This is a genomic window from Rhodococcus sp. T7, assembly GCF_009872365.1.
Taxonomy (GTDB): Bacteria; Actinomycetota; Actinomycetes; order Mycobacteriales; family Mycobacteriaceae; genus Rhodococcus_F.
Genome location: NZ_WXYH01000342.1, coordinates 11,909 through 32,709 on the forward strand (window position 1 = coordinate 11,909; position 20,801 = coordinate 32,709).

The following is a 20,801-nucleotide window of genomic DNA, read 5'->3' on the forward strand; positions in this document are numbered from 1 at the left end:
GCATTCGCCGTCAGGTGGTGTTGCGCCCGCTGAGTCAAAAGAACCGGTTGTGCCGAAAGCGTTTCGGCACAACCGGTTTTCGACGGTCGTCTACCCGATGATGTCTGATACTCCCGGCACCGGACGTCCCTCGGTGATCAAACTCCATGCCTGATCCCGTCCTGCGTCGACCGCGGTTCGGGTGAGCAACTGATCCCACTGCGAAACGGATCCGAACTCCGAGCGCCATGCGAGCACAGGCAGGGTGTACCGGTGGAGCTCGTGCTCATGCGTCGTGCCAATGGCGCCGTGGACCTGATGGGCACTGCGGACCACTGTCGAGGCGGCATGACCGGCACAGGACTTGGCCACCGCGACGCTGAAGGCAGCGCCGGATGTGTTCCAACCCTCTCGCTCGACTCGGGCGACCGCCGAGTCTGCGGCGGCGCGTGCGAGCGCGGTCTCGGATGCGATTTCGGTGACCAGGCGTTGTACTGCCTGGAACTTCGCCAGCGGCCGGCCGAACTGGACGCGGCTGGACGCGTGCTCGATCGACAACTCGACGATCCGTTCCATCGCCGCGCACGTTTGCACGACGCGGGCGAGGGCCCCTCGCAGGATATAGGTCTCGGCGACGTGGTGCGGGACTGTGGTCCAGTGCGCATTGTCGACATCGATTGTGACGCGGTCCCGCGGCTCGCCGGCAACATTCTGCGCCGTGATGATGGTCGCCCGTTCTCTGGCGATGTCGGAAACCATCCACGATGATTCGGTGCGGCGAAGAGCCACCAGAAATTCGGCGTCGCGTGCCCACGGCACCACGCTCGCCTCCCGAGGGTCGTTGAGCAGGAGGGCTGTTCGCAAGCGACCGTCCATGGGAAGGCCCGCCGTCTCGAGAAGCCATCCGGCCAACAGGTCATGTTCGGCAACGGGGACGTGGACGGCCGCTGCTGCGGCGGCACCGAGCAGCACCGCGGAGGCGTGCCAGTCAGCACCGCTGCCACCATGGGATTCGCCCCCGGTCAGCCGCGCGAGACCGAGATCGCCGAGTACCGCCCACAGCTTCGGATCGAATGCTGCGGCATCTCCCGGGTGCGGAAGGGCAGTGCGATGGGTCGCGAAGACCGATTCCATCATCTCGACGAGATCCGGATCGACCGTCGTATGTGTGTTCATCAGCGCAGTCCTAGTTCTCGTGCGACAACACCCTCGAGGATCTCATTGGTGCCGCCCCGCAGGGTGAAGCCGGGTCGTTGGACGATTGCCTGGTCGACGAGGTCGGTGAAGAGATCGGCGTCGAGGCCGCGGGCGTCGCGATTCATGAGGACATCCGCGTAGTCTGCGATGTCGCCTTCGGTCGCGGTGCCCAGCAGTTTGACCGCGGCGGCCGCACTGTCAGCCGGCTCGCCGCGGTGCAGGGCTCCGGCGACGGCGGAGGACATCTGGTGCAGTCCTGCAATTCGGGCAGTCAGGCGACCCAGGTCGCCGTCGCCCCGAATTCGTTCGGTCCGGACCTGCTCCACCGTCTCGGCAAGCAGGGCGAAGGTCGACAGAAAACGCTCCGGACCGCTGCGCTCGTAGGCGAGTTCGGACGTCACTTGCCGCCAGCCGTCACCGATCCGGCCGAGTACCATCTCGTCGGGAACGAAAACATCCTCGAGGATCACCTCGTTGAAGTGATGGCTTCCCCCCATCGAGATGATCGGTCTGATGTCGACTCCCGGTGACCTCAGCTCGATGATGAGTTGGCTGAGGCCGGCGTGCCGGGCGTCCGGGTCCTTCGGTGATGTCCGGACGAGAGCGATGAACGCGTCCGCACGGTGAGCTCCGGACGTCCACACCTTTGTTCCGGTGACTCTCCAGCCGCCTTCGACACGAGCGGCTTTCGTGCGAACGCTCGCCAGATCCGATCCGGAGTCGGGTTCACTCATACCGATGCCGAAGAAGCACTCGCCCCTCGTGATGGCAGGGAGGAACCGGTGCTTCTGTTGTTCGGTGCCGAATTTCAACAGTGATGGAGCGATCTGCCGGTCCGCGATCCAGTGGGCCGCGACCGGGGCGCCTGCGGCCAGAAGTTCCTCGGTCACGGCGAATCGCTCCAGGTGCGACCGCCCGTGTCCCCCGTATTCGGTGGGAATGGTCATGCCGATCCATCCGCGTTCGGCCAGCAAGCGCGTGAACGCGGGGTTCCACCCGGTGAGCCAGGTGTCGACTCCCGGTGTGAATGCTGCGTCGTCGAGACACTCGCGGAGGAAGCCACGCACCTCGGCGCGAAGCGCATCGTGTTCGCTCGGATCGTCGACGGCGGGCGGGATGAGTCGAATCTTGCTCACCGGGAGCTCCTTCCAGAACAGGCGAGACGCACACGGCGCCGGACCGGCGACGTCACGACGGACTCGCTGCCACCAGCGCGGCGAGACTGGTCAAGCCTGCCTGGTACATGCCGCTCACTGCTTGGGCCAGCTCGGCACCGTGCGCGTCGTCGACGGCTGCGAACTGCGCGGACCACACGATCTTCGATCCGCCGTCGGCCGTGGAGTGCACCGCGAACCGTGAGGACATCGCATCGAGTACGAGCGGGCCGTCCACGTAGTCGTAGGTGTAGTAGCGTTCCGCGTCATCGTGCTCGGTGATTCGTTCCCGCGCCTGTCCGGCTCCGGTGAGTTCGACGTGGCGCACATCGCCGTCCATCCATGACTTCCCTACGGCGGGAGACCACTCGGCGATCGAGGCGGGGGCGCCACACAGCTTCCAGACGTCCCCGGCGGGCGCAGGGGAAAGGGTGGTCTCCTCGACAGTCATCGGGACACTCATAGGTTCCTTGCCTTTCGTGAGGTGTGGTGGGTGTCATCGGCCGCCGAATCGTGGCGCCTCTCGCCGGGGCGAAGTGGGTCTGGCGCGGGCACCGCTTGACGTTTAATATGGCAAATATAATTATAATTTCGTTGCCTGGCAAGGGCGCGACGCCGGTGCTTCCGTAGATGTGGTTGCGCCGAGGCACTTCAGCACCGAAAGGGATGGGATCAATGGACCTCCAGCTTCGCGGAAAGGTCGCGATCGTGACGGGCGCAAGCCGTGGACTAGGTTGGGCGGCGGCCGAAGCCCTGATACAGGAAGGCGCGTCAGTCCTGTTGGTGGCACGCACGCGGGAGGCGCTGGAAGATTTGCACGGTCGATACCCTGACCGCACCGCGGTGCAGACCTGCGACATGCGCGACATGGATGCGGTGGCGGCTCTCGCCGACGCTGCGGTCGAGGTGTTCGGTCGCCTCGACATCGTCGTCAACAACGCCGGCATCGCCCCGGCCGGGCGTTTCGACGAGCAGCCTCAGAAACTGTGGGACGAGGTCTTCGACGTCAACGTGCGCGCGCCCGCAGTGTTGACCCGTGCGGCGGCACAGCACCTGCTCCCGCAGGGGTCCGGCAAGATCATCAACATCGCGAGCACGTCCGGGCTCAAGGGAAAGCCGACGTTGGTGGCGTACTCGTCGTCCAAGGGCGCGCTCGTGCAATTCACCAAAGCGCTCGCAGGCGAGTGGGCAAAGAAAGGCATCCAGGTCAACGCCATCGCCCCCGGTGCTTTCACCACGGACGCGCAGAGTGCTGTCACCGACTCGCCGGACGTGCTCGCGAAGCGACTGAGGAAGATCCCTGCCGGCCGTATGGGCGACCCCGCGGAGTTCGGTCCGCTGGTGGCATACCTGGCGTCCCCATTGTCCGATTTCGTTACCGGTTCGGTCGCCGTCATCGACGGCGGCGAGGTCAGCCGGCTCTGAGAGGTTTCCCTATGATCATCGACGCACATACGCACATGTGGCCGGACGCGGTCGCCAAACGCGCCCTCGCCGGATCGGTACCGGATCTCGAACGTCGCGGTGACGGCACCGCGAACGGCCTCAAGAAATCCATGGCCGCAGCCGGGATCGACCGCTCGGTCTGCTTGGCCGTCGCGAACGACGGCGCGGCCGTGGACAAAGCCAACAAGTTCTCCGGATCACTCGATCCCGACTACTTCATCGGATTCGGGTCCGTTCATCCCGAGCTGTCGGCGGAAGAGAACGTCGAGAGCCTTCGCCGGCACGGTCTGAAGGGAGTGAAAATCCACCCCTTCTTCCAGAAGTACGCTCTCGACGACCCGCGCATGGACCGACTGTTCGACGCCATGCAAGGTGAGTTCGCAGTCATCATTCACATCGGTTCCATCTCCACTGCCAGTTCGGAAGGTGTCTGTAGCCCGTCGATGCTGGCAGAACTGATCCGCAAATTCCCCAGGCTCGACGTCATCGCCTGCCACTTCGGCGGCTACCGTCAGTTCCAGGCGGCGGTCGACACGGTCGTCGGACTGCCGGTCTACCTGGACACCTCGTGGCCGCCGAGCCTTGCCGAGCTCAACCCCGCCGACGTACGGAAGGCGATCGAGGCGCATGGTCCCGAGCGGATCATCTTCGCCTCGGACTGGCCGATGGCGGATCAGGGGCGGGAGATCCAGGCCGTGCGTGAGCTGGGTCTACCCGACAGCGACGTCGACAACATCCTCGGGCTCAACTTGGCGCGGTTGTTGAAAATTTCATCCTGATCGGCACCAAGGCCGAATCGCGATCTTCGGTCCGAGACACGACTCGTGTCTCGGACCGAAGCCGTCCTTAGGAGTGGTGCTGTCCAGCCGCGGGGCGCGAAAGCACTTTCCCCGCTGAGGATTCCAATATTTGTTTCCTTCGAAATACGCTCCGACCTTGCGCAGATAACATGATTATGGTTACGTTATTTCAGTACGTGTTGTGCGTCACAGAACGAACCGTCCGAGCACGACTCACAAGAGTCTGCCGGTCCTGATTTGGAGGTTATGGTGACAACCGCCACCGGTTTCGATCCGCTCGACTACCTGGTTCAGCAGAACCCTTACCCCTTCTACAAGGAACTTCGCCAGAACGCGCCGGTGCAGTATCTCGAGTCGGTCGGCGCGTGGGGAATCTTCCGGTACGCCGATGTGGAGAGCACCTTCAAGCATCCGGAAACATTCTCCGCCAAGGATTTCACCACGAGCGCGTTCGGTGAGTTCGATCCCGTCCCCGAGGTGAAGTCCATCATCGCCACGGACCCGCCGGAGCATTCACGCATCCGCCGCCTGGCCAACGCCGGCTTCCGGCCGGGTGCCATCAAGTCCATGGAGCCGAAGGTCGATGCCGTGGTCAACAGGTTGCTCGACAACCTGGAGAACAAGCGTTCGGAATTCGATCTGGTGTCGGATTTCGCCGCCTACGTCCCGGTCAACGTCACCGCGGACCTGCTCGGCGTCGAGGACCCGGACGTGCGGGAGGACTTCAAGCGCTGGACGATGGATCTGTTGAAGTCGCCCAGCCGCGGAGTTCTTCCCCAGGACGAGCTCGACCAGATCAGCAAGAGCGTCGCCGAACTCCGTGCCTACTTCACCGAGCAGATCGAATACCGTCGAACCCATCCAGGGACCGATCTGGTCTCGGATCTTGTTCGCGCCGAGGAAGAAAGCCAGACCCTCACCGCCACCGAAATCTTGAGTCTGGTCGCGTTGATGCAGTTCGGCGGCTCCGAGACGCCGTCCCACCTGATCAGCTCGACGATCTACAACCTGTTCACGCACCCGGACATCCTGGCCGAGGTGCGGCGCGATCCGACCCGGGCTCTGGCAGCGGTCCAGGAGACGCTACGTCAGAACTCACCCGTGCAGATGGTCTTCCAGACCTCCACGCGCGACGTCGAGGTCGCGGGCGTCACCATCCCGGCGGAGTCCATGGTGTTCGCGTACCTCGCGTCGGCCAACCACGACGACACGGTGTTCGACGAGCCGGAGCGGTTCATCCTCGACAGGCCCAACCTCAACAAGCACCTGTCCTTCGCCACCGGCGCGCACCACTGCATCGGTGCACCGCTCGGCCGCATGATGTGCGCGAAGGCCGTCAGCGGACTGCTGACGCGCTTCCCTGATCTGCAGCCGCTGGAGTCGGATCCCGAGTGGATGCCGTCCTACTGGGTGCGGGGTCTGGCTCGGTACCGGTTCACTGCCTGAATGTCGACGGTTGCCGCAACAAGCACCATACGAAGGAAGGATTCCAATGCGCGCTGCTCGACTGCCGTCCACCGGCTCTGATCTCGTCGTCGAGGAGATCCCGGACCCCACGCCGGGGCCGGGTCAGGTCGTGGTGAAAATCGCGGCGTCCGGTGTGTGCCACTCGGACGTCACTATCCAGAACGCCGGACCCGGCATGCCCTCCGTGCCGTATTTTCCATGGACACTCGGGCACGAAAACACCGGATACGTGCATGCACTCGGCGACGGCGTGACCGACTTCGAGGTGGGGGATGCGGTAGCGGTATGGCCGGGGTGGGGTGATGGCACCTGCCGCGTGTGCAGGGCCGGTCATGAGCACATCTGCCCGAACGTCAGCTATGTAGGCGTGACCCAGCCAGGAGGGTGGGCGGACTACCTACTCGTTCCTGCCGCCCGGCACCTCGTTCCACTGGGCGACCTGGACCCCGTGGAGGCGGCGCCGTTGACCGACGCCGGACTGACCGCCTACGGGGCGGTCTCCAAGGTCCTGGACAGACTGATCGAATCCGATCGAAGCGTGGCCGTGATCGGGGCCGGGGGACTGGGTCAGTTCGCGATCAAATACTTGTCGGCTCTGACGTCGGCACGGATTGTCGCTGTGGACATCGACGCAGGCAAGCGCGAACACGCTCTCACGATCGGGGCTTCCATGGCGGTGGATTCCACATCCGATGATGCTGTGAGCCAATTGTTGAACGTGTCCGGTGACGGCCTCGGTGTCGACGCGGTCATCGACTTCGTCGGAGTGGACAGCACGCTCGCCCTCGCTGCCGGCGTCACCGCGCCCTGCGGTGCAATCATCCTGGTCGGAATCGGCGGTGGCACTCTGCCCTTCGGCTACACGAACCCGAACCAGCAAGTGCAGGTGAGTACGAGCTCGCTCGGGTCGCGTGCCGACTTGGCTTCGGTCATCAGCCTGTGGAAGGAACACGGAATCAACGCCGACGCCACGCGTTACAGTCTCGACGACGTCAACCAGGCGCTTCAGGATCTTGCCGAACACAAGATTGCGGAACGCGGGGTCCTCGTCATGTGAGTCTTCGGCGAGGCATCTGCTCTTCGTCACCGGCGGCCCTGGTTCGATCTCGCGCAGAGATCGAACCAGGGCCGTTTCGATTCCCGCTCGAGATGTGTGGAGAAATCACAAAGCGATCCGGACCGGTTGTCACCGGCCCGGATCGCATGTGCCCCGAATGTTCCTACTGGGTCAGACGTAGAGCGCCACTTCTTCACCCTCGATGTCGATGTTGTAGACGCGGGCGCGCAGTTTGAGCTTTGGGGCGATGACCGACTTGCCGTCGGACAGGTTGAATTCGTAACCGTGCCAGGGGCACCGCACGATCTCACCGTCACGTCCCCATTCGTAGACGTCGGGTGCACTTTCGAGCATCATGCCGGTGGGAGGGAGTGTGCACAGCGAGGCGCCCTTGTGGGGGCATGCGTTGCGCATCGCGTGGAAGGCGCCGCCGACGTTGAAGACGGCGATCTCCACGCCGTCGATGTCGACGACGCGGCGGGTCTCGTCGGGAAATTCGTCCAGTTTGCCGATCACGTGGCGTGTCATTGTGGTGCTCCAGTTGTGCGATGAGACCGTTTCCGTCGGAGGGAACGGTGGGGGTGATGGGTCAGATCCGCTCGATCAACGTGGCAGTGCCGAGGCCTCCGCCGCAGCACATCGTGACGAGGCCGAAGCGGGTGTCGGTGCTTTCCAACCGGTTGACGATCGTGGTGAGTAGCCGGGCCCCGGTGGTGCCCAACGGGTGCCCGATCGCGATCGCACCGCCCCAGGAGTTGACGCGGTCCATGTCGGGCTGGAATTCGCGCTGCCAGGCGAGCACGACGGAGGCGAATGCCTCGTTGATCTCGATGGCGTCGATGTCGCGGATGCTCAGGTTGTTGCGTTCGAGGATACGTGTGGTCGCAGGGATGGGGCCGGTCAGCATATCGACCGGGTCGACCCCGAGAACGACCTGGTCCACCACGCGTGCGCGCGGCCGGAGTCCGTTTTCCTGCGCGAACCGGGCGCTGGTGAGCAGGACGGCGGCGGCTCCGTCAGAGATCTGAGACGAGTTGCCGGCGGTTACTTTTCCGTCGTCCGCGAAGACCGGTTTCAGGGCTGCCAGTGACTCCGCTGTCGCCTCCGGCCGGATGCCCTGGTCGGCGTCGATCTTGGTGCCGTCGACCTCGATCGGATGGATCTCCCGGGCCAGGTGTCCGTCCCGGACAGCCGCGGCGGCGCGTTGATGGGACCGGGCGGAAAACTCGTCCATTTCGGCGCGACTGATCTCATAGCGGTCGGCCAGACGCTCGGCCGCCACGCCCTGGGAAACCAGGGGGTACCGGGAGCGTAGTTCCTCGGTGAACGCCTGACCCCACTGCTCTTGCGAGCCCTGGTGTACCCGGAAACCGTTGCGGCCCATGTGCTCGATCCCGGCGGCGATCACGGCACGATCGATGCCTGCCGTGATGGAGGACGCCGCGAAGTGGGCTGCTTGCTGGCTGGAGCCGCACCGGCTGTCCACCGTCGTTGCGCCCGTCGTGGCCGGCAGACCTTTCTGCAACCAGGCGGTGCGGGCAATTCCGGAGGACTGTTGTGCGATCTGGTTGGCGCATCCGGTAATGACGTTGTCTACGGTGGCCGGATCGATGCCCGCTCGTTGAAGGACACCTTCGTAGCACTGTCCCAGCAGGTCGGCGGGGTGCACGTCCCGGAGAACGCCCTTCTCGGCGTGCCCGCGGCCGACCGGTGACCGCACCGCGTCGATGATGACGGCCTGATGCGCGGTGTCGGTGCTCATCGTCGGACTCCTTCCGGGGTCGTCGCTGCCTGGGCCGCACCGTCGGCGAGGACGTTGTTCACGAGCGTCTTGGAAATGCCGAGGCGGAGGATTTCCGAGGAGCCCTCGTAGATCCGCATGGGGCGGGCCTGACGGTAGAGTCGCTCGAGCTTGGAGTCGCGAACGAGCCCGAAGCGGCCGGAGATCTGCACGGCGCGGTCGGTGATGCGGCCGGCTGTCTCACTGGCGACCAGTTTCGCCATGGAGCTGAAGTGCAGAGATGCCGCCGGGTCTGCCCGCGCCATGTCGGCGGCCTTGTAGGTCAGGAGGCGGGCCGCTTCGAGTTCGGCCCAGGACGCGCCGAGCATGTCGGCGACTGCGCCGAGCTTGGCGAGCGGGCGCCCGAACTGCACTCGTGTCCCCGCGTGCCGGGCCGCCTCGTCCAGCGCCGACTGAGCGAGGCCGATCGATGCTCCCGCGACCGAGACGCGGAACACCGCCAGGGTGGCGAGCACGTGCTCGAGACCCTTGCCGATCTCGCCGATGCGGTTGTCCTCGTTCACCTCGACGTCGTCGAACGTGAGCTCGGCCAGGATATGCGGAGCAATGATCTCCGGGGTGGGGGTGATCGTCAGGCCTGATGCGTCCGCCGGGACGAGGAACAGGCTCAGGCCCTGGTCCTCCCGGGCCAGCACGCAGTAGAAGCCGGCCGCGCCGCCGTTGGAGATGAAGGACTTGTTGCCGTTCAGCACCAGACGTTCACCGTCCCGGTGCACCTCGGTGACGATGTTCTTCAAGTCCGAGCCGGCGTCCTGCTCCGTCAGCCCGAGTCCGGCGAGGACCTCGCCGGACGCGACCTTGGGCAGCCACTCGTCGCGGAGCTTGTCGTTACCGGCCCGCGCCAGTCCGAAGCTACCGATACCCTGCAGCGCGAAGAGTGAGTCCAGGTGCGCCGAGGTACCCATCAGAACCTCCCGCACGACGCACACCGCAAGCGGGTCGACGGTCTCGAACCGCCCTCCCCACCTGGCCGGCACAGTCAGGTCGCACAGGCTGCTGGCAGTCAGCACCTTCCGCATGCCCTCGTGCACAGTGCTCATCGCGTCGGCCTCGACGGCGAATGGTTCGGCCGCGGCCGCGACCGCGGCCGCTTCGTCGCGAATAGCGAGGTACTTCTCATCCAGTTCAAAGGCCATTAGTTTTCCTTGTCCAGCCGGGCATTGTCGACTCCGAATCCGGGACGTTCAGAGCCCACTGATTGCCGTGCAACGATTTTCACAGGTCCAACTTGAGGAATTTGCTCTTGGCGCGTGAGACGCAGATCATCATGCACTCGCCGCTCTCGCGCTCACTTTCGGTGAGCACCACGTCGTGATGCTCCGGAGTGCCCTCGAGCACCATCACTTCACAGGTTCCGCAGGTGCCTTCCTCACACGAGGCATCCACCTCGACACCGGCTTCGGTCAACACCTCGAGGATGCTCTTCTCGGACGGTACCGTCAGCGTCATCCCCGACTGGGCCAGTTCGACCTCGATTGGACTGGCATCGGCCAGGTCCGGCAGATCGGCGCGGAACCGTTCCACGTGTAGCGCACCCACAGGCCAGGTCGATTCGCAGTGATTCTCGATCGCGGCCAGCAGCGGCTCGGGACCACAACAGTAGACCGCGGCCCCGGGCCCGGGATCGGCCAGTTCGGTTGCCAGGTCCAGCAGTCCGTGGGTGTCCTGCGGGTGGAGGCGCACCTTGTCGCCGAAGCGCGCCAGTTCGTCCTGGAAGGCCATCGATTCGAGTGAGCGCCCGCCGTACAGGAGCGTCCAGGGGGTGCCGGATGCCTCCGCAGCACCGATCATGGGCAGCATCGGGGTGATGCCGATGCCGCCGGCCACGAACTTGTATTCGGTCGCGGCCTCGATCGGGAAGTTGTTGCGCGGGCCCCGGCACTGCATCTTCGCGCCCGTGGACAGTTCCTCGTGGATATAGGAGGACCCTCCCCGGGTGTTCGGTTCACGCAGCACCGCAACGGTCCAGGTCTGACGATCGGCCGGATCTCCGCACAGTGAGTACTGCCGGGACAGCCCGTTGTCGAGGTTCATCTCGACGTGGGCGCCTGGAGCCCACGAGGGCAGCAGCGCACCATCATTCGCCCGAAGTTCCAACGCCACGATGTCCGGCGTCAGCATCCGTCGGTTGTGCACGACGAGGTCGAGATCGACTTCGTCGTCGTTTGCAGTCAGCAGCAGATTCATGACCGTGGGATCCCAATCAGTTGATGCGGTCACCGTAAAACTCCCGTGGATTGTCGAACATGATCCGGCGCTGGAGTTCCTCCGGCAGGCCGGCGAGGGCGTTGGTGGGGTCGTTGTAGTTCCAGTGCGGGTAGTCGGAGCTGAACATGAGCACCTTCTCCGCGTTGATCATGTCCATCAGCGAGGTCAGGTGCTCGCGCTTGGGCGGTTCGACGAACGGCTGTGTCGTGAACCGCATGTTCTCGTTGAGGTAGTCGCTCGGGTGCCGCTTGACCCAGGGGATCTCGTCGCGCAGCCCGTGCCAGTCAGCGTCGAGCTTCCAGGCGAGCTCCGCGATCCAGGCGATTCCACCTTCCGCGATGACCACCTTCAGCTCCGGGAAGCGTTCGAAGACACCGTGGCACAGCAGGCTCGCGGTGTTCGCCTGATGAATCTGGCCGAGCAGGGCGTGCCATTCGATGTAGTACGTCGGGGTACCGGCCATCCTGGGGGCGCGCGCGTAGACGTTCTCGGTGCCACTGGGGTGCACACAGATGGGGAGCCCGTGGCGCTGCGCGGCCTCGTAGATCGGGTAGTAGTGCTTCTCGCCCATGAGGATTTCGTGCAGCGGCATGAAGATCTCGACGATTCCGGGGCGATCGGCCATCCGGTCGATCTCCTTGACGGCGAGCTCGGGATCCTGGGGGGCGATGACGAGCCCACCGCGGTACCGCTGGTCGAACTGGAGCCACCGCTCGCACATCCAGTCGTTGTACGCCGACGCGATGGTGGCGGCGACCTGCGGGTCGGGCATGGCGCCCAGTCCGAGCAGGTGTCCGGCCAGCAGAATCGCGCGATCGATGCCGGCTCCGTCGAGTAGCTGCGCGGCGGTGAAGGCAGGATCGGTCGCCGGGGACATGCCGGGGCGGGCGGTGTCGGCGCGCATCCCACCGGAGGAGTTGATGTACAGGTAGTCCAACGGCAGGTGGAACTGAGATGCAACGGTGTGGCCGCCGCCCAATCCGCTGCCGATGCGTTTCTGCCACGCCGTGCTCATGTAGGGCACGAGAGTCGCGAGCCCGTTCTCCATGTAGGGATGGACGTCTGAGTCGATGATCGCCAACGATTGCTTCTTTTCGGTGGTCTGAGCGGCTGCATACGCGGTGGTCATGGGCACATTCCTTGGTTGGCGGTGCGGGATTAAATAGGATTATGTTATCTACCTTACAGACCGCCCTTGGGGTTGTCGAGATCTGGGTCACAGGCTCGCCGTCCGGCGGCGTAGCGTCGTCGTTGACTTCTAAAACATATCTATGTTAGATACGTTATAGTGTTATTCCCATCACAGGGACGCACCACATCTCACGCGAATCCGAGAGGTTCTGATGACAACTATCGCGACCACTGACGAGCTCGACGTCACCATTCCCGAACTGGACAAGGTGTTCATCGCCGGTGAGTGGGTCACACCCACTGGTGCCGGAACCATCGACGTGGTCATGCCCTCGACCGAACGGGTCGTGGCCACGGTTCCCTCGCCCACCACGGCGGACGCGGACGCCGCCGTCGCGGCGGCGCGGGCGGCGTTCGATCAGGGTCCCTGGCCGAGCATGCCCGTCGAGGAGCGGGCACGAATCTGCCGCACCTTCGCCGACGAGCTCGAAGCCCGGTTGGACGCGATGAATCATGCCTGGATGATCGAGTCCGGATACACCCGCGCGCACGGCGAGATGATCAATTCCGGTGCCGGCAGCGCGATCTGGGGGCATGTGATCGACATCGCGCCTACCCTGCCGTGGGAAGAGATCCGCACCAACGCCACCAGTGAGGTGCTGATCCAGCATCAACCGATCGGCACGGTCCTGGCGATCCTGACCTACAACGGACCGGTGCCGCTGATGGGCATGAAAGTCATCCCGGCACTGCTCGCCGGATGTCCCGTGATCGTGAAATTCGCCCCCGAATCGCAGCTGACTTCCCGCCTGATCATGGACGCCGCCAAGGCCGCCGGGTTCCCCGTGGGAGTCATCAGCGGTCTCGCCGCGGAACTCGAGACCAGCAAGCATCTCGTGCAGCACCCGGGAATCGACATGGTCCACATGACCGGGGGCACCGCAGTGGCCAAGGAAGTGGTCCAGCAGACCTCGCAACGCCTGGCCCGGACCGCCCTCGAACTCGGCGGGAAGTCGCCGGCCATCATCGCCGACGACGTCGACATCGACGAGGTGCTGGCGACCCTCGTCCCCGGCGCCACCGGCGGCTGTGGGCAGGTGTGCGTCGCGCTGTCGCGAATTCTCGTCTCCCGCAAGCGTTACGACGAGGTCGTTGCCAAGCTCGCCGCGGCGTTCGAGGCCATCAAGGTCGGCGACCCCTTCGACCCCGACACCGATCTGGGTCCGCTGGCCAACAAGCGTTCCGTCGAACGGACCGAACGGATGCTGGCCAAGGCGCTCGAAGAGGGCGCGGTGGTCGCGGCCGGCGGCAAACGGCCGGACGGTCTCGAACGCGGCTACTACTTCGCGCCGACACTGCTGCGCGACGTCACCAGCGACATGGAGATCGCCCAGGAAGAGGTCTTCGGCCCGATCACCGTCGTGATCGCCTACGACGACCTCGATGATGCGGTTCGGATCGCGAACGACACCAAATTCGGTCTCGCCGCGTCGGTCTATGCGCAGAACCGGGACACGGCACTCGAAATCGCGAAGCGTATCCGGTCGGGTGGAGTGGCGCTCAATCTCGCGGGTTGCTCGCTCACCGAGCCCTTCGGCGGCGTCAAGCAGTCCGGGTGGGGTCGCGAATGCGGTGCCGAAGGGATCCTCGAGTTCACCGAATTCAAGCAGATCTTGCTCAGTGGGGCCTACTCGGGATAGTGCCGCACGGCCAATGTGGTGGGGAAGAGTCGGTGGACGCTTCCCCACCACTTGGCGTGCCGTGGCCGCGACATCCGAGATACCGGTCGCCGCAATGAAAGCCTCGCCCGCACAAAAGGACCGTATCCGCCCGGATGGGCGGATACGGTCCTCGTGTGTCGAAGGAAATTCAGAGGCCGTACATTTCCCACGTTACGACTTGCCGCATGACATTCGGGTACTTCTTCTCGAAGTACGCCGCAGACTCGGACATGTGGCGTCGCATGGCCTCCGCCGCCGCATCGGGCTGACCCGCCTCGACCGTTCGGCAGATCAGTTCGTGCACCGCGAGCACCGAGCGGCGAGCGTTTCTGGTGTACTGCACGCCCAGTGGCGCGCCGTCGAGCACCCAGTCGAGGGAGTTGGAGATGTACGTGATCAACGGATTGCCGGCGCCGGTGGCAACGAGGATGTGGAACCGGTGATTCTCGTGCAGGAAGGTGGCTTCGTCGTCGATGTCGGCCCGCATGTTGGCCACCGACTCCTGTAGGGCGAGGACCGTCTGCTCGTTCCGGTGTGCCGCGCACAGCGATGCGGCGATGGGCTCGATGTATCCCCGCAACTCGATGACGGAACGAAACGTGGTCTCCGAGAACTGCATCAACAACGCCATGGTGCTTGCGAGATGACGTGAATTGGGTGCAGCGACGACCGGTCCGCCACCGCGTCCGGGACGGATTTCGATCACTCCGAGAAGCTCGAGGATTCGCAGCCCTTCCCGCAGGGTGCTCCGGCCGACACTGTGGGAGGCGCACATGTCGGCTTCCGTGGCCAGCGGATCACCGGGACGAAGCCCGCGGGTCCGAATGTCCTTGGCTATCCGCTGGGCGATGACCTCCGAGCGTTTCGGCGGCATCCGCGGCTCGTAGGCCTGCGGTGTCATGTCGTTCAGGGTGATGCCATTGCCATTCGTTTTCAGCATCCGATGCTCCTTGGGCCTGGTGCCGCTGGTGTAAGTGCGGAGACGGGAGTGTCGCCTCCGGTCAGCAACCGGTCCAGACGGGCTGCCGCTTCTCGGCGAAAGCCGTCGCACCTTCACGTGCGTCGGCGGAGTGGCGAACCGGGTCGACAATGGCTTCTTGACGCTCGAACGCCTCGTCGATGGCCCAGTTGCCGGACTCGATGATCACCTTCTTCGACGCCTGGACGGCCAGGGGGCCGTTGCCGCTGATCTCCTCCGCGAGGGCGAGTGCAGTATCGAGGGCACGACCGGACGCTGCGGTTCTGTTGATCAGGCCGTGTTCGGCGCACCACGCGGCGGTTAGCCGTCGTCCGGTCAGGACCGCTTCCATTGCCAGGTGATACGGGATGCGCGAGGGCAGTCGCAACAGCCCACCGCCGGCGGCGGTAAGTCCACGCTGCACCTCGGGGAGACCGAACACAGAATCCTCGGCCGCCACGATCAGGTCGCACGACAATGCGATCTCGAATCCACCGCCCACGGCAGCACCCTCGACAGCGGCGATGATCGGCGTGGTCGGCGGCATGCGGACCAGGCCGAAAGGGCCACGCTTTTCGTCGACCGGGCGTTCGCCCGTCGCCCGGAAGGCTTTCAGGTCCATTCCTGCAGAAAAATGACCACCCGCGCCGGTCAGCACGATCACTCGGCAATTCGGGTCGTCGTCGAGCGTGTCGAGGGTGCGGCTGATCGCCCGGGCGGTGGCCAGATCGACTGCATTGCGGGCTGCCGGCCGGTTGATCGTCAGCACGGCCACACCACTCGCCAGGCGATCGACCGTCAACGATTCCTCGGCTTCGGTGGTGCTCATCGCGGCGCCATCCGGATGGCACCGTCGAGCCGAATCGTTTCACCGTTGATCATCGAGTTCTCCATGATGTGGACTGCGAGCTCGCCGAATTCCGCCGGATCGCCGAGACGGCTGGGGTGCGGCACGGACTGTCCGAGCTTGTCGCGCACGTTCTCCGGTAGCCGTGCGAGCAGCGGAGTGTCGAAGATGCCGGGTGCGATCGTCGCGACCCGGATCTGGTGGGTGGCGAGGTCTCGTGCGGCGACGATCGTCATACCGACCACGCCCGCCTTGGACGAGGCGTAGGGAATCTGCCCGACCTGACCTTCCCAGGCCGCGACCGATGCGGTCATCACGATCGCGCCACGATCACCGTCGAGAGGTTCGTTGCTCACCATGCGGGCGGCACTGAGGCGGAGCACGTTATAGGAGCCGATGAGATTGGTCTGGATGACTCCCGCGTAGTTTTCGAGCGGGTTGGGCTGCCCTTCCCTGTCCAAGATTCGCATCGTGTGACTGCGTCCGGCGCAGTGCACGACCGCGCGCAGGGGCCCGTGTGATTGCGCGATGTCGAGCGCGGCCGACACCGATTCCTCGTCGGTGACGTCGGCGGGCGCGAAGCCGGCGCCCCCACCGAAGCTCGCTGCCACCGCCTCACCGGCGGAGCTGGGCAGGTCCAGGAGAGTCACGTGTGCTCCCCGTTTGGCCAGTGCGCGCGCGCTGGCCAGGCCCAGGCCCGACGCCCCTCCCGTGACCAGCGCGGATGTTCCGTCAAGATTCACAAGATTCTCCTTCGTCTGAAAGCCCCGGTCGGCCCAGTTCGACCGAGACACCGGATTAATATCATTAATATAAGCAGTTTTACTGCCCGCCGTCGAGGCCGCAACCGGCCCAGAGCGTTCGGCCGTTGACGTCCGACCTACGTGATGCGCCAACTATGTTGGTTTGGCGGGAGCTCTTCTCAAGCGGCTTTAAATATGCTTATGATATCACCACATTTTGTAACAGTTGTGTGATGAATACCGAACTGGCGAGGAGAAGTGACGTGGGAGAAACCCTGCTCGAGCGGGAGAAGGACCATCCCCAGGAAGTTGTCGCGGAGCGCGACGGACGACGGATCATCATCATGGACTCCGCCCGCTGGGTCGACGAACGGAACACCGACCGGGACGTTGTCCTGCCGGCGTCGTATATCGGCGTCCTTCCCGCGCGCATGTGTGCGATCCACCGGCCCCGCGGCGTCATCGGGCACGACGCCTGCGTCGGGAAGGACGGGGCCGGGATCGCCGGGCTCTGGTACCTGGAGGCGCTGGGCATCCCCGCCGCCACTGCGGACGGCATGTCCGTGGAAATGGGTAACGGACGCGACCTCTACGACAACGGCCTGATTTCCCACGTGAACTATCACGCCGAAATCCTCGGCGTGTCAGTCGGAATGCCGGTTCGCGAAGCGGCCGAGCTGCTGCGCGACACCGAACTGGCCGACACCACCGTGGGAAACAAGATCCGGCGCGAGGTCGTCGAGGAGTTCGAGGGTCGCCGGACCGTCGTCACCGACTCCATCGTGTGGGCTCTGCCGGAGGACGCCCGCCGCAGCGTCATGGTGACCGCGGGCCACACGGGTCGCAGCGGCGCGAAGTTCCTACTCGAAGCCGACCCGTGGGCCTTCATCTGCCACGACGGCGGTATGTCGAAAAACGACTCCGGCATCGTCGGATTGCGCACCGCCGAGGGGGCCGGACTGGCCGGCGCATGCATCGACGGCCGCACTGCGCCGATCGGTGACGCCTTCCGCGGCTACCAGGAGGGCCTGATCAGCGCCTGTAACGGTCCGGCACGCGACCGCGGCGTCACCATCGGCATGCCCGTCGCTCGAGCCGCTCACCTCCTCCTCGTCGGTGGCGAGTGATGGATTTGCAGCTCGAGCGGCCACTGCCCACCCCGAGCGAGCTGACCGCGCCGTTCTGGGCTGCAGCCCGCGAGCATCGTCTGGTCCGTCCAGTCTGCGAAGACTGCACCCGCAGCTTCTTCACACCCCAACTGATCTGCCCTCACTGCCTCGGCGAAAAATGGAGCTACCAGACCAGCACCGGTCGCGGAAGCGTCTACAGCAGCACGATCGTGCACCGCCCGCCGTCTCCCGCACTGCCTGCGCCCTACGAGCTCGCCATCGTCGACATCGACGAGGGGTGGCAGTTGCTGACCAACATCGTCACCACCGAGGGCACCCCGACGCCAATCGGCACCCGTGTCGAGGTCGCATGGGTCGAGATCGACGAGAACTGGAACTTTCCCGCTTTTCACGCCACTGACACAGAGGACTTGCCGCGATGAACATCGGACTCGCCTTCAGTAGAAACGCCCGCCGAAACCCGCATGCGCTCGCCACCTTCGCGGGCTCCGATTCGCGCACCTGGGAGCAGGTCGACGACCGCGCGTGCCGCCTGGCGAATCTGCTCATCGACCGGTACGGAGTCCAACGCGGCGACCGGGTCGCAGTACTGGTCGCCAACCGAGTGGAAGTCGTCGAACTCGTCGGCGGCTGCGCAAAGGCCGGAGCGGTGTACGTCGGTCTGAACTTCCGCCTCGGCGAGCCCGAATACGACGAGATCTTCGACAACTGCACTCCCAAGGTGATCCTCGCCGACGCCGACCTCGCCCCGATGGCGCGACGACTGACCGACGGCACGGACGTGGTGGTACTCGATATCGACGATCCCACCCAGTACGAGGCGCAGTTGAGCACCGCCTCGCCGGCGGCGCCCGCCACCGAGCGATTGGTGAACTCCGAGGACGAGTTCTGCATCGTGTACTCGAGCGGCACGACGGGCCGGCCCAAGGGCATCCTCTTCAGCGTCGGTGCGACCCTCCAGCACGCCGCAGTGGCGGCATCCGAGTACGAGCTGTCCGAGAACACGAGGTGGCTGATCGCCATCCCGCACAACTCCAGCATGCAGATCACCCTTGCACCCTTGGCACTCCTCGGCGGGGCTGTCGGGTTCTCGGATTCCAGGGGATTCAAGCCCGAACGGTTCGTCGAGGAGGTGCGCTCGAACGCCGTGACGCATACGTTCCTGGTGCCGACCATGCTGATCCGTCTCCTCGAATCCGGGATCGACCGAGACACGATTCCCAGCCTGCAGACGATCGGGTACGGATCCGCCCCCATCGCCCCTGATCGAGTCGCGGCGCTCGTCGAGCGCTTCGGCCCCATCTTCGTGCAGTTGTACGGGATGGCGGAGATCGCCTCGATCGGCACCATGCTTCTCAAGAGTGACCATGCCGCCGCCGCGGGTGGTCGTCCGGAACTGTTCACCACCTGCGGGAAAGAGTCGATGGCAGTGATGGTGCGCCTGGTCGACGAAACCGGTGCGGACGTTCCCGCGGGAGAGCGCGGCGAGATCGTTTTCGGCACGCCCTACACGATGATCGGCTACTACCGCGAACCAGAGCGCACCTCGGAGGCACTCATCGACGGCTGGATGCACTCCGGTGACATCGGGCAGTGGACATCCGACGGCTATCTGAAGATCGTGGGCAGGAAGAAGGACCTGATCATCCGTGGTGGGTTCAATATTGCACCCACCGAGATCGAAAACGTGCTGACCCTGCACGAGCAGGTACGCGAGGCAGCCGTCGTCGGCCTCGACGATCCCGAGTGGGGTGAGGCGATCGCCGCGGTAGTCATCGCAAGTGGGGCGCAGGCACCGTCGGCGGACGAACTCACGCAGTGGTGCCGACAGCAGGGCCTCCCGAGCATCAAGGTTCCCGAACGGATCGAAGTGTGGCAGGACCTCCCCCGCAACGCGGTCGGCAAGATCACCAAGGCACAGGTGCGCGAAAGGCTGTCCTCCCCGGCGGGTGTCGTATGACCGCGCGCCACCCTTTTCACGATATTGCCGTCGTCGGCGTCGGGATGACCCAGCAGGCCCGACGACTGGAGATGAACTCACTGACCGCAAGTGTGCACGCGGCGAAGGCCGCCCTCGCGGACGCCGGGATCGACCGTACCGACGTCGATGGCATCTGCGCCCGCTGGCCCGGACCCGGCGGCACCGTCTTCCAACCCGGATCAGCGGATTGGGCGGGACTGCTGGGAATCCCGGTGCGATGGATCGGCGACACCTACCCGCAAGGCGTGCCTGCGGTTCTCGACGCGGCCGCGGCAATCGCAACCGGGCAGTGCCACACGGTGCTGATCACCGGCGGACAGGCAGGCGTGATGAGCGCCGAAGCCGGCCGTGTCGCGTCCTACACCCGTCCGGAGAACGAGTTCGTCGAACCCTTCGGCTCATTCACCACGGCACAGTTCGCGTTGGTCGCGCAACGGTACCTCCACGAATACCCCCACGCGAGGGACGGTATGGCCCACGTCGCCGCCGCCATCCGCAACACGGGATCGGCCAATCCCGATGCAGTGATGGCCGGTCGCGGTCCCTACACCGCCGAAGATGTTCTGGCCGCGCCGAAGGTCGTCGATCCATTCACTCGGCTGGAGGTCTGCCTGGCAAACGAGGGCGCTGCCGCACTGGTCGTCACATCGATGGAGCGCGCCCGCGACCTGCCGTCGACCCCGGTCCGCATCCTCGGCGGCGGCGCAGAATGGATGCGCCAGCAATACGTCGACCCGCCGCGCTACGACGACGTCTGGATGATCGGCGCGGGTGCGTCACGCCGCGCCTACGCCACCGCAGGCCTCGAGCCCGAGGACCTCGACTTCGTCCAGCTGTACGACGTCAATTCCGCCGAGGTCCTCCGGCAGTACGAGGCACTCGGATTCTGCAAACAGGGCGACGGTGGACCGTTCGCCATGGACACCGGAATCGGGATTGACGGGGGACTGCCAACCTGCACCGACGGCGGCGTCCTCTCGTTCAGTCACATAGGTTGGGGTGCACCAACGTTGAAAATAATCGAGGCGGTGCGTCAAATCCGCGGGGACGGCGGCAATAGGCAGGTACCCGGAGCTCGGACCGGCCTGGTCGCCGGTGCCGGATCCGGGGCCCAGTACTACAACGTCCTCGTCCTCGGCGCAGCGGACTGACCGGGACATCGCGGTCACCAGCTACGCACA

The 20,801-nt window shown here is 64.9% G+C and carries 20 protein-coding genes; 9 read left to right on the forward strand and 11 right to left on the reverse strand.

Annotated features, from left to right (window positions below; genetic code table 11):
- Positions 1–90 precede the first annotated feature (90 nt).
- Genes MLGJGCBP_RS32110 through MLGJGCBP_RS32120 form a run of 3 tightly spaced genes read right to left on the reverse strand, consistent with a single transcriptional unit; the run spans position 91 to position 2,781 of the window.
- The gene (locus MLGJGCBP_RS32110; protein WP_160100641.1) at positions 91–1,155 is read right to left on the reverse strand and encodes an acyl-CoA dehydrogenase family protein; all 1,065 of its coding nucleotides are present in this window, start codon (positions 1,153–1,155) and stop codon (positions 91–93) included.
- The gene (locus MLGJGCBP_RS32115) at positions 1,155–2,312 is read right to left on the reverse strand and encodes an acyl-CoA dehydrogenase family protein (protein WP_160100643.1); all 1,158 of its coding nucleotides are present in this window, start codon (positions 2,310–2,312) and stop codon (positions 1,155–1,157) included. Before MLGJGCBP_RS32115 ends, MLGJGCBP_RS32110 begins: the two co-directional genes overlap by 1 nt.
- A 52-nt stretch (positions 2,313–2,364) precedes the next feature.
- Positions 2,365–2,781: an SRPBCC family protein gene (locus MLGJGCBP_RS32120; protein WP_160100645.1), complete on the reverse strand. Its 417-nt coding sequence runs from the start codon at positions 2,779–2,781 to the stop codon at positions 2,365–2,367.
- A gap of 224 nt (positions 2,782–3,005) precedes the next feature.
- Here MLGJGCBP_RS32120 and MLGJGCBP_RS32125 point away from each other — a divergent pair, with 224 nt between their 5' ends.
- The 4 genes from MLGJGCBP_RS32125 to MLGJGCBP_RS32140 all read left to right on the forward strand — a co-directional run bounded on the left by MLGJGCBP_RS32125 (position 3,006) and on the right by MLGJGCBP_RS32140 (position 7,100).
- On the forward strand, positions 3,006–3,755 hold the full coding sequence (locus MLGJGCBP_RS32125; RefSeq protein ID WP_160100647.1) for an SDR family NAD(P)-dependent oxidoreductase: 750 nt from the start codon (positions 3,006–3,008) through the stop codon (positions 3,753–3,755).
- An 11-nt stretch (positions 3,756–3,766) separates the two neighbouring features.
- Positions 3,767–4,555 carry an amidohydrolase family protein gene (locus tag MLGJGCBP_RS32130; protein ID WP_160100649.1) on the forward strand — a complete coding sequence of 263 codons (789 nt, stop codon included), beginning with the start codon at positions 3,767–3,769 and terminating at the stop codon, positions 4,553–4,555.
- 267 nt (positions 4,556–4,822) lie between these two features.
- Entirely contained in the window at positions 4,823–6,022 is a 1,200-nt protein-coding gene (locus tag MLGJGCBP_RS32135) for a cytochrome P450 (protein ID WP_201453246.1), read from the forward strand.
- Between the two features lie 46 nt (positions 6,023–6,068).
- Positions 6,069–7,100, forward strand: a complete 1,032-nt coding sequence (locus MLGJGCBP_RS32140) for an NAD(P)-dependent alcohol dehydrogenase (protein WP_160100653.1) — start codon at positions 6,069–6,071, stop codon at positions 7,098–7,100.
- Positions 7,101–7,271: 171 nt separating this feature from the next.
- Here the strand turns inward: MLGJGCBP_RS32140 and MLGJGCBP_RS32145 are convergent, their stop codons facing one another.
- From MLGJGCBP_RS32145 to MLGJGCBP_RS32165, 5 genes are all read right to left on the reverse strand, one after another.
- Positions 7,272–7,628: a Rieske (2Fe-2S) protein gene (locus MLGJGCBP_RS32145; RefSeq protein WP_160100655.1), complete on the reverse strand. Its 357-nt coding sequence runs from the start codon at positions 7,626–7,628 to the stop codon at positions 7,272–7,274.
- A 61-nt stretch (positions 7,629–7,689) separates the two neighbouring features.
- Complete coding sequence (locus MLGJGCBP_RS32150; protein ID WP_160100657.1) at positions 7,690–8,862, reverse strand: thiolase family protein; 1,173 nt, start codon at positions 8,860–8,862, stop codon at positions 7,690–7,692.
- On the reverse strand, positions 8,859–10,037 hold the full coding sequence (locus tag MLGJGCBP_RS32155) for an acyl-CoA dehydrogenase family protein (protein ID WP_160100659.1): 1,179 nt from the start codon (positions 10,035–10,037) through the stop codon (positions 8,859–8,861). Before MLGJGCBP_RS32155 ends, MLGJGCBP_RS32150 begins: the two co-directional genes overlap by 4 nt.
- Positions 10,038–10,116: 79 nt before the next feature.
- The gene (locus MLGJGCBP_RS32160; RefSeq protein ID WP_201453248.1) at positions 10,117–11,088 is read right to left on the reverse strand and encodes a PDR/VanB family oxidoreductase; all 972 of its coding nucleotides are present in this window, start codon (positions 11,086–11,088) and stop codon (positions 10,117–10,119) included.
- Positions 11,089–11,104: 16 nt separating this feature from the next.
- The gene (locus MLGJGCBP_RS32165; protein ID WP_160100661.1) at positions 11,105–12,238 is read right to left on the reverse strand and encodes an amidohydrolase family protein; all 1,134 of its coding nucleotides are present in this window, start codon (positions 12,236–12,238) and stop codon (positions 11,105–11,107) included.
- A gap of 214 nt (positions 12,239–12,452) precedes the next feature.
- Here MLGJGCBP_RS32165 and MLGJGCBP_RS32170 point away from each other — a divergent pair, with 214 nt between their 5' ends.
- Complete coding sequence (locus MLGJGCBP_RS32170; RefSeq protein ID WP_160100663.1) at positions 12,453–13,940, forward strand: aldehyde dehydrogenase family protein; 1,488 nt, start codon at positions 12,453–12,455, stop codon at positions 13,938–13,940.
- A 169-nt stretch (positions 13,941–14,109) separates the two neighbouring features.
- On the opposite strand, the gene MLGJGCBP_RS32175 is transcribed toward MLGJGCBP_RS32170, so the two are convergent.
- The 3 genes from MLGJGCBP_RS32175 to MLGJGCBP_RS32185 all read right to left on the reverse strand — a co-directional run bounded on the left by MLGJGCBP_RS32175 (position 14,110) and on the right by MLGJGCBP_RS32185 (position 16,509).
- Positions 14,110–14,901, reverse strand: a complete 792-nt coding sequence (locus tag MLGJGCBP_RS32175; RefSeq protein ID WP_160100665.1) for a FadR/GntR family transcriptional regulator — start codon at positions 14,899–14,901, stop codon at positions 14,110–14,112.
- Positions 14,902–14,962: 61 nt separating this feature from the next.
- On the reverse strand, positions 14,963–15,748 hold the full coding sequence (locus MLGJGCBP_RS32180) for a crotonase/enoyl-CoA hydratase family protein (protein WP_160100667.1): 786 nt from the start codon (positions 15,746–15,748) through the stop codon (positions 14,963–14,965).
- Positions 15,745–16,509, reverse strand: a complete 765-nt coding sequence (locus MLGJGCBP_RS32185) for an SDR family NAD(P)-dependent oxidoreductase (RefSeq protein WP_160100669.1) — start codon at positions 16,507–16,509, stop codon at positions 15,745–15,747. Before MLGJGCBP_RS32185 ends, MLGJGCBP_RS32180 begins: the two co-directional genes overlap by 4 nt.
- Before the next feature lie 263 nt (positions 16,510–16,772).
- Between MLGJGCBP_RS32185 and MLGJGCBP_RS32190 the strand changes: the two genes are divergently transcribed.
- The 4 genes from MLGJGCBP_RS32190 to MLGJGCBP_RS32205 are packed head-to-tail and all read left to right on the forward strand — an operon-like array spanning position 16,773 to position 20,771.
- A complete protein-coding gene (locus MLGJGCBP_RS32190; protein WP_201453247.1) occupies positions 16,773–17,636 on the forward strand; it encodes a hypothetical protein in 864 nt (287 codons plus the stop codon).
- Positions 17,636–18,061 carry a Zn-ribbon domain-containing OB-fold protein gene (locus tag MLGJGCBP_RS32195; protein WP_160100673.1) on the forward strand — a complete coding sequence of 142 codons (426 nt, stop codon included), beginning with the start codon at positions 17,636–17,638 and terminating at the stop codon, positions 18,059–18,061. Before MLGJGCBP_RS32190 ends, MLGJGCBP_RS32195 begins: the two co-directional genes overlap by 1 nt.
- Positions 18,058–19,599: a class I adenylate-forming enzyme family protein gene (locus tag MLGJGCBP_RS32200; protein WP_160100675.1), complete on the forward strand. Its 1,542-nt coding sequence runs from the start codon at positions 18,058–18,060 to the stop codon at positions 19,597–19,599. The genes MLGJGCBP_RS32195 and MLGJGCBP_RS32200 overlap by 4 nt, the downstream gene beginning before the upstream one ends.
- Positions 19,596–20,771, forward strand: coding sequence for a thiolase family protein (locus MLGJGCBP_RS32205; RefSeq protein WP_160100677.1), 1,176 nt, complete (start codon positions 19,596–19,598; stop codon positions 20,769–20,771). The genes MLGJGCBP_RS32200 and MLGJGCBP_RS32205 overlap by 4 nt, the downstream gene beginning before the upstream one ends.
- The last annotated feature ends 30 nt before the right edge of the window (positions 20,772–20,801 follow it).

What these genes read in the sequence shown, in the direction of transcription:
- MLGJGCBP_RS32150 (WP_160100657.1), bottom strand. Translation starts at nt 8,862, where the DNA reads ATGAGCACCGACACCGCGCATCAGGCCGTCATCATCGACGCGGTGCGG.
- MLGJGCBP_RS32145 (WP_160100655.1), bottom strand. Translation starts at nt 7,628, where the DNA reads ATGACACGCCACGTGATCGGCAAACTGGACGAATTTCCCGACGAGACC.
- MLGJGCBP_RS32175 (WP_160100665.1), bottom strand. Translation starts at nt 14,901, where the DNA reads ATGCTGAAAACGAATGGCAATGGCATCACCCTGAACGACATGACACCG.
- MLGJGCBP_RS32160 (WP_201453248.1), bottom strand. Translation starts at nt 11,088, where the DNA reads ATGAATCTGCTGCTGACTGCAAACGACGACGAAGTCGATCTCGACCTC.
- MLGJGCBP_RS32130 (WP_160100649.1), top strand. Translation starts at nt 3,767, where the DNA reads ATGATCATCGACGCACATACGCACATGTGGCCGGACGCGGTCGCCAAA.
- MLGJGCBP_RS32180 (WP_160100667.1), bottom strand. Translation starts at nt 15,748, where the DNA reads ATGAGCACCACCGAAGCCGAGGAATCGTTGACGGTCGATCGCCTGGCG.
- MLGJGCBP_RS32110 (WP_160100641.1), bottom strand. Translation starts at nt 1,155, where the DNA reads ATGAACACACATACGACGGTCGATCCGGATCTCGTCGAGATGATGGAA.
- MLGJGCBP_RS32170 (WP_160100663.1), top strand. Translation starts at nt 12,453, where the DNA reads ATGACAACTATCGCGACCACTGACGAGCTCGACGTCACCATTCCCGAA.
- MLGJGCBP_RS32165 (WP_160100661.1), bottom strand. Translation starts at nt 12,238, where the DNA reads ATGACCACCGCGTATGCAGCCGCTCAGACCACCGAAAAGAAGCAATCG.
- MLGJGCBP_RS32120 (WP_160100645.1), bottom strand. Translation starts at nt 2,781, where the DNA reads ATGACTGTCGAGGAGACCACCCTTTCCCCTGCGCCCGCCGGGGACGTC.
- MLGJGCBP_RS32155 (WP_160100659.1), bottom strand. Translation starts at nt 10,037, where the DNA reads ATGGCCTTTGAACTGGATGAGAAGTACCTCGCTATTCGCGACGAAGCG.
- MLGJGCBP_RS32205 (WP_160100677.1), top strand. Translation starts at nt 19,596, where the DNA reads ATGACCGCGCGCCACCCTTTTCACGATATTGCCGTCGTCGGCGTCGGG.
- MLGJGCBP_RS32135 (WP_201453246.1), top strand. Translation starts at nt 4,823, where the DNA reads ATGGTGACAACCGCCACCGGTTTCGATCCGCTCGACTACCTGGTTCAG.
- MLGJGCBP_RS32200 (WP_160100675.1), top strand. Translation starts at nt 18,058, where the DNA reads ATGAACATCGGACTCGCCTTCAGTAGAAACGCCCGCCGAAACCCGCAT.
- MLGJGCBP_RS32195 (WP_160100673.1), top strand. Translation starts at nt 17,636, where the DNA reads ATGGATTTGCAGCTCGAGCGGCCACTGCCCACCCCGAGCGAGCTGACC.
- MLGJGCBP_RS32140 (WP_160100653.1), top strand. Translation starts at nt 6,069, where the DNA reads ATGCGCGCTGCTCGACTGCCGTCCACCGGCTCTGATCTCGTCGTCGAG.
- MLGJGCBP_RS32125 (WP_160100647.1), top strand. Translation starts at nt 3,006, where the DNA reads ATGGACCTCCAGCTTCGCGGAAAGGTCGCGATCGTGACGGGCGCAAGC.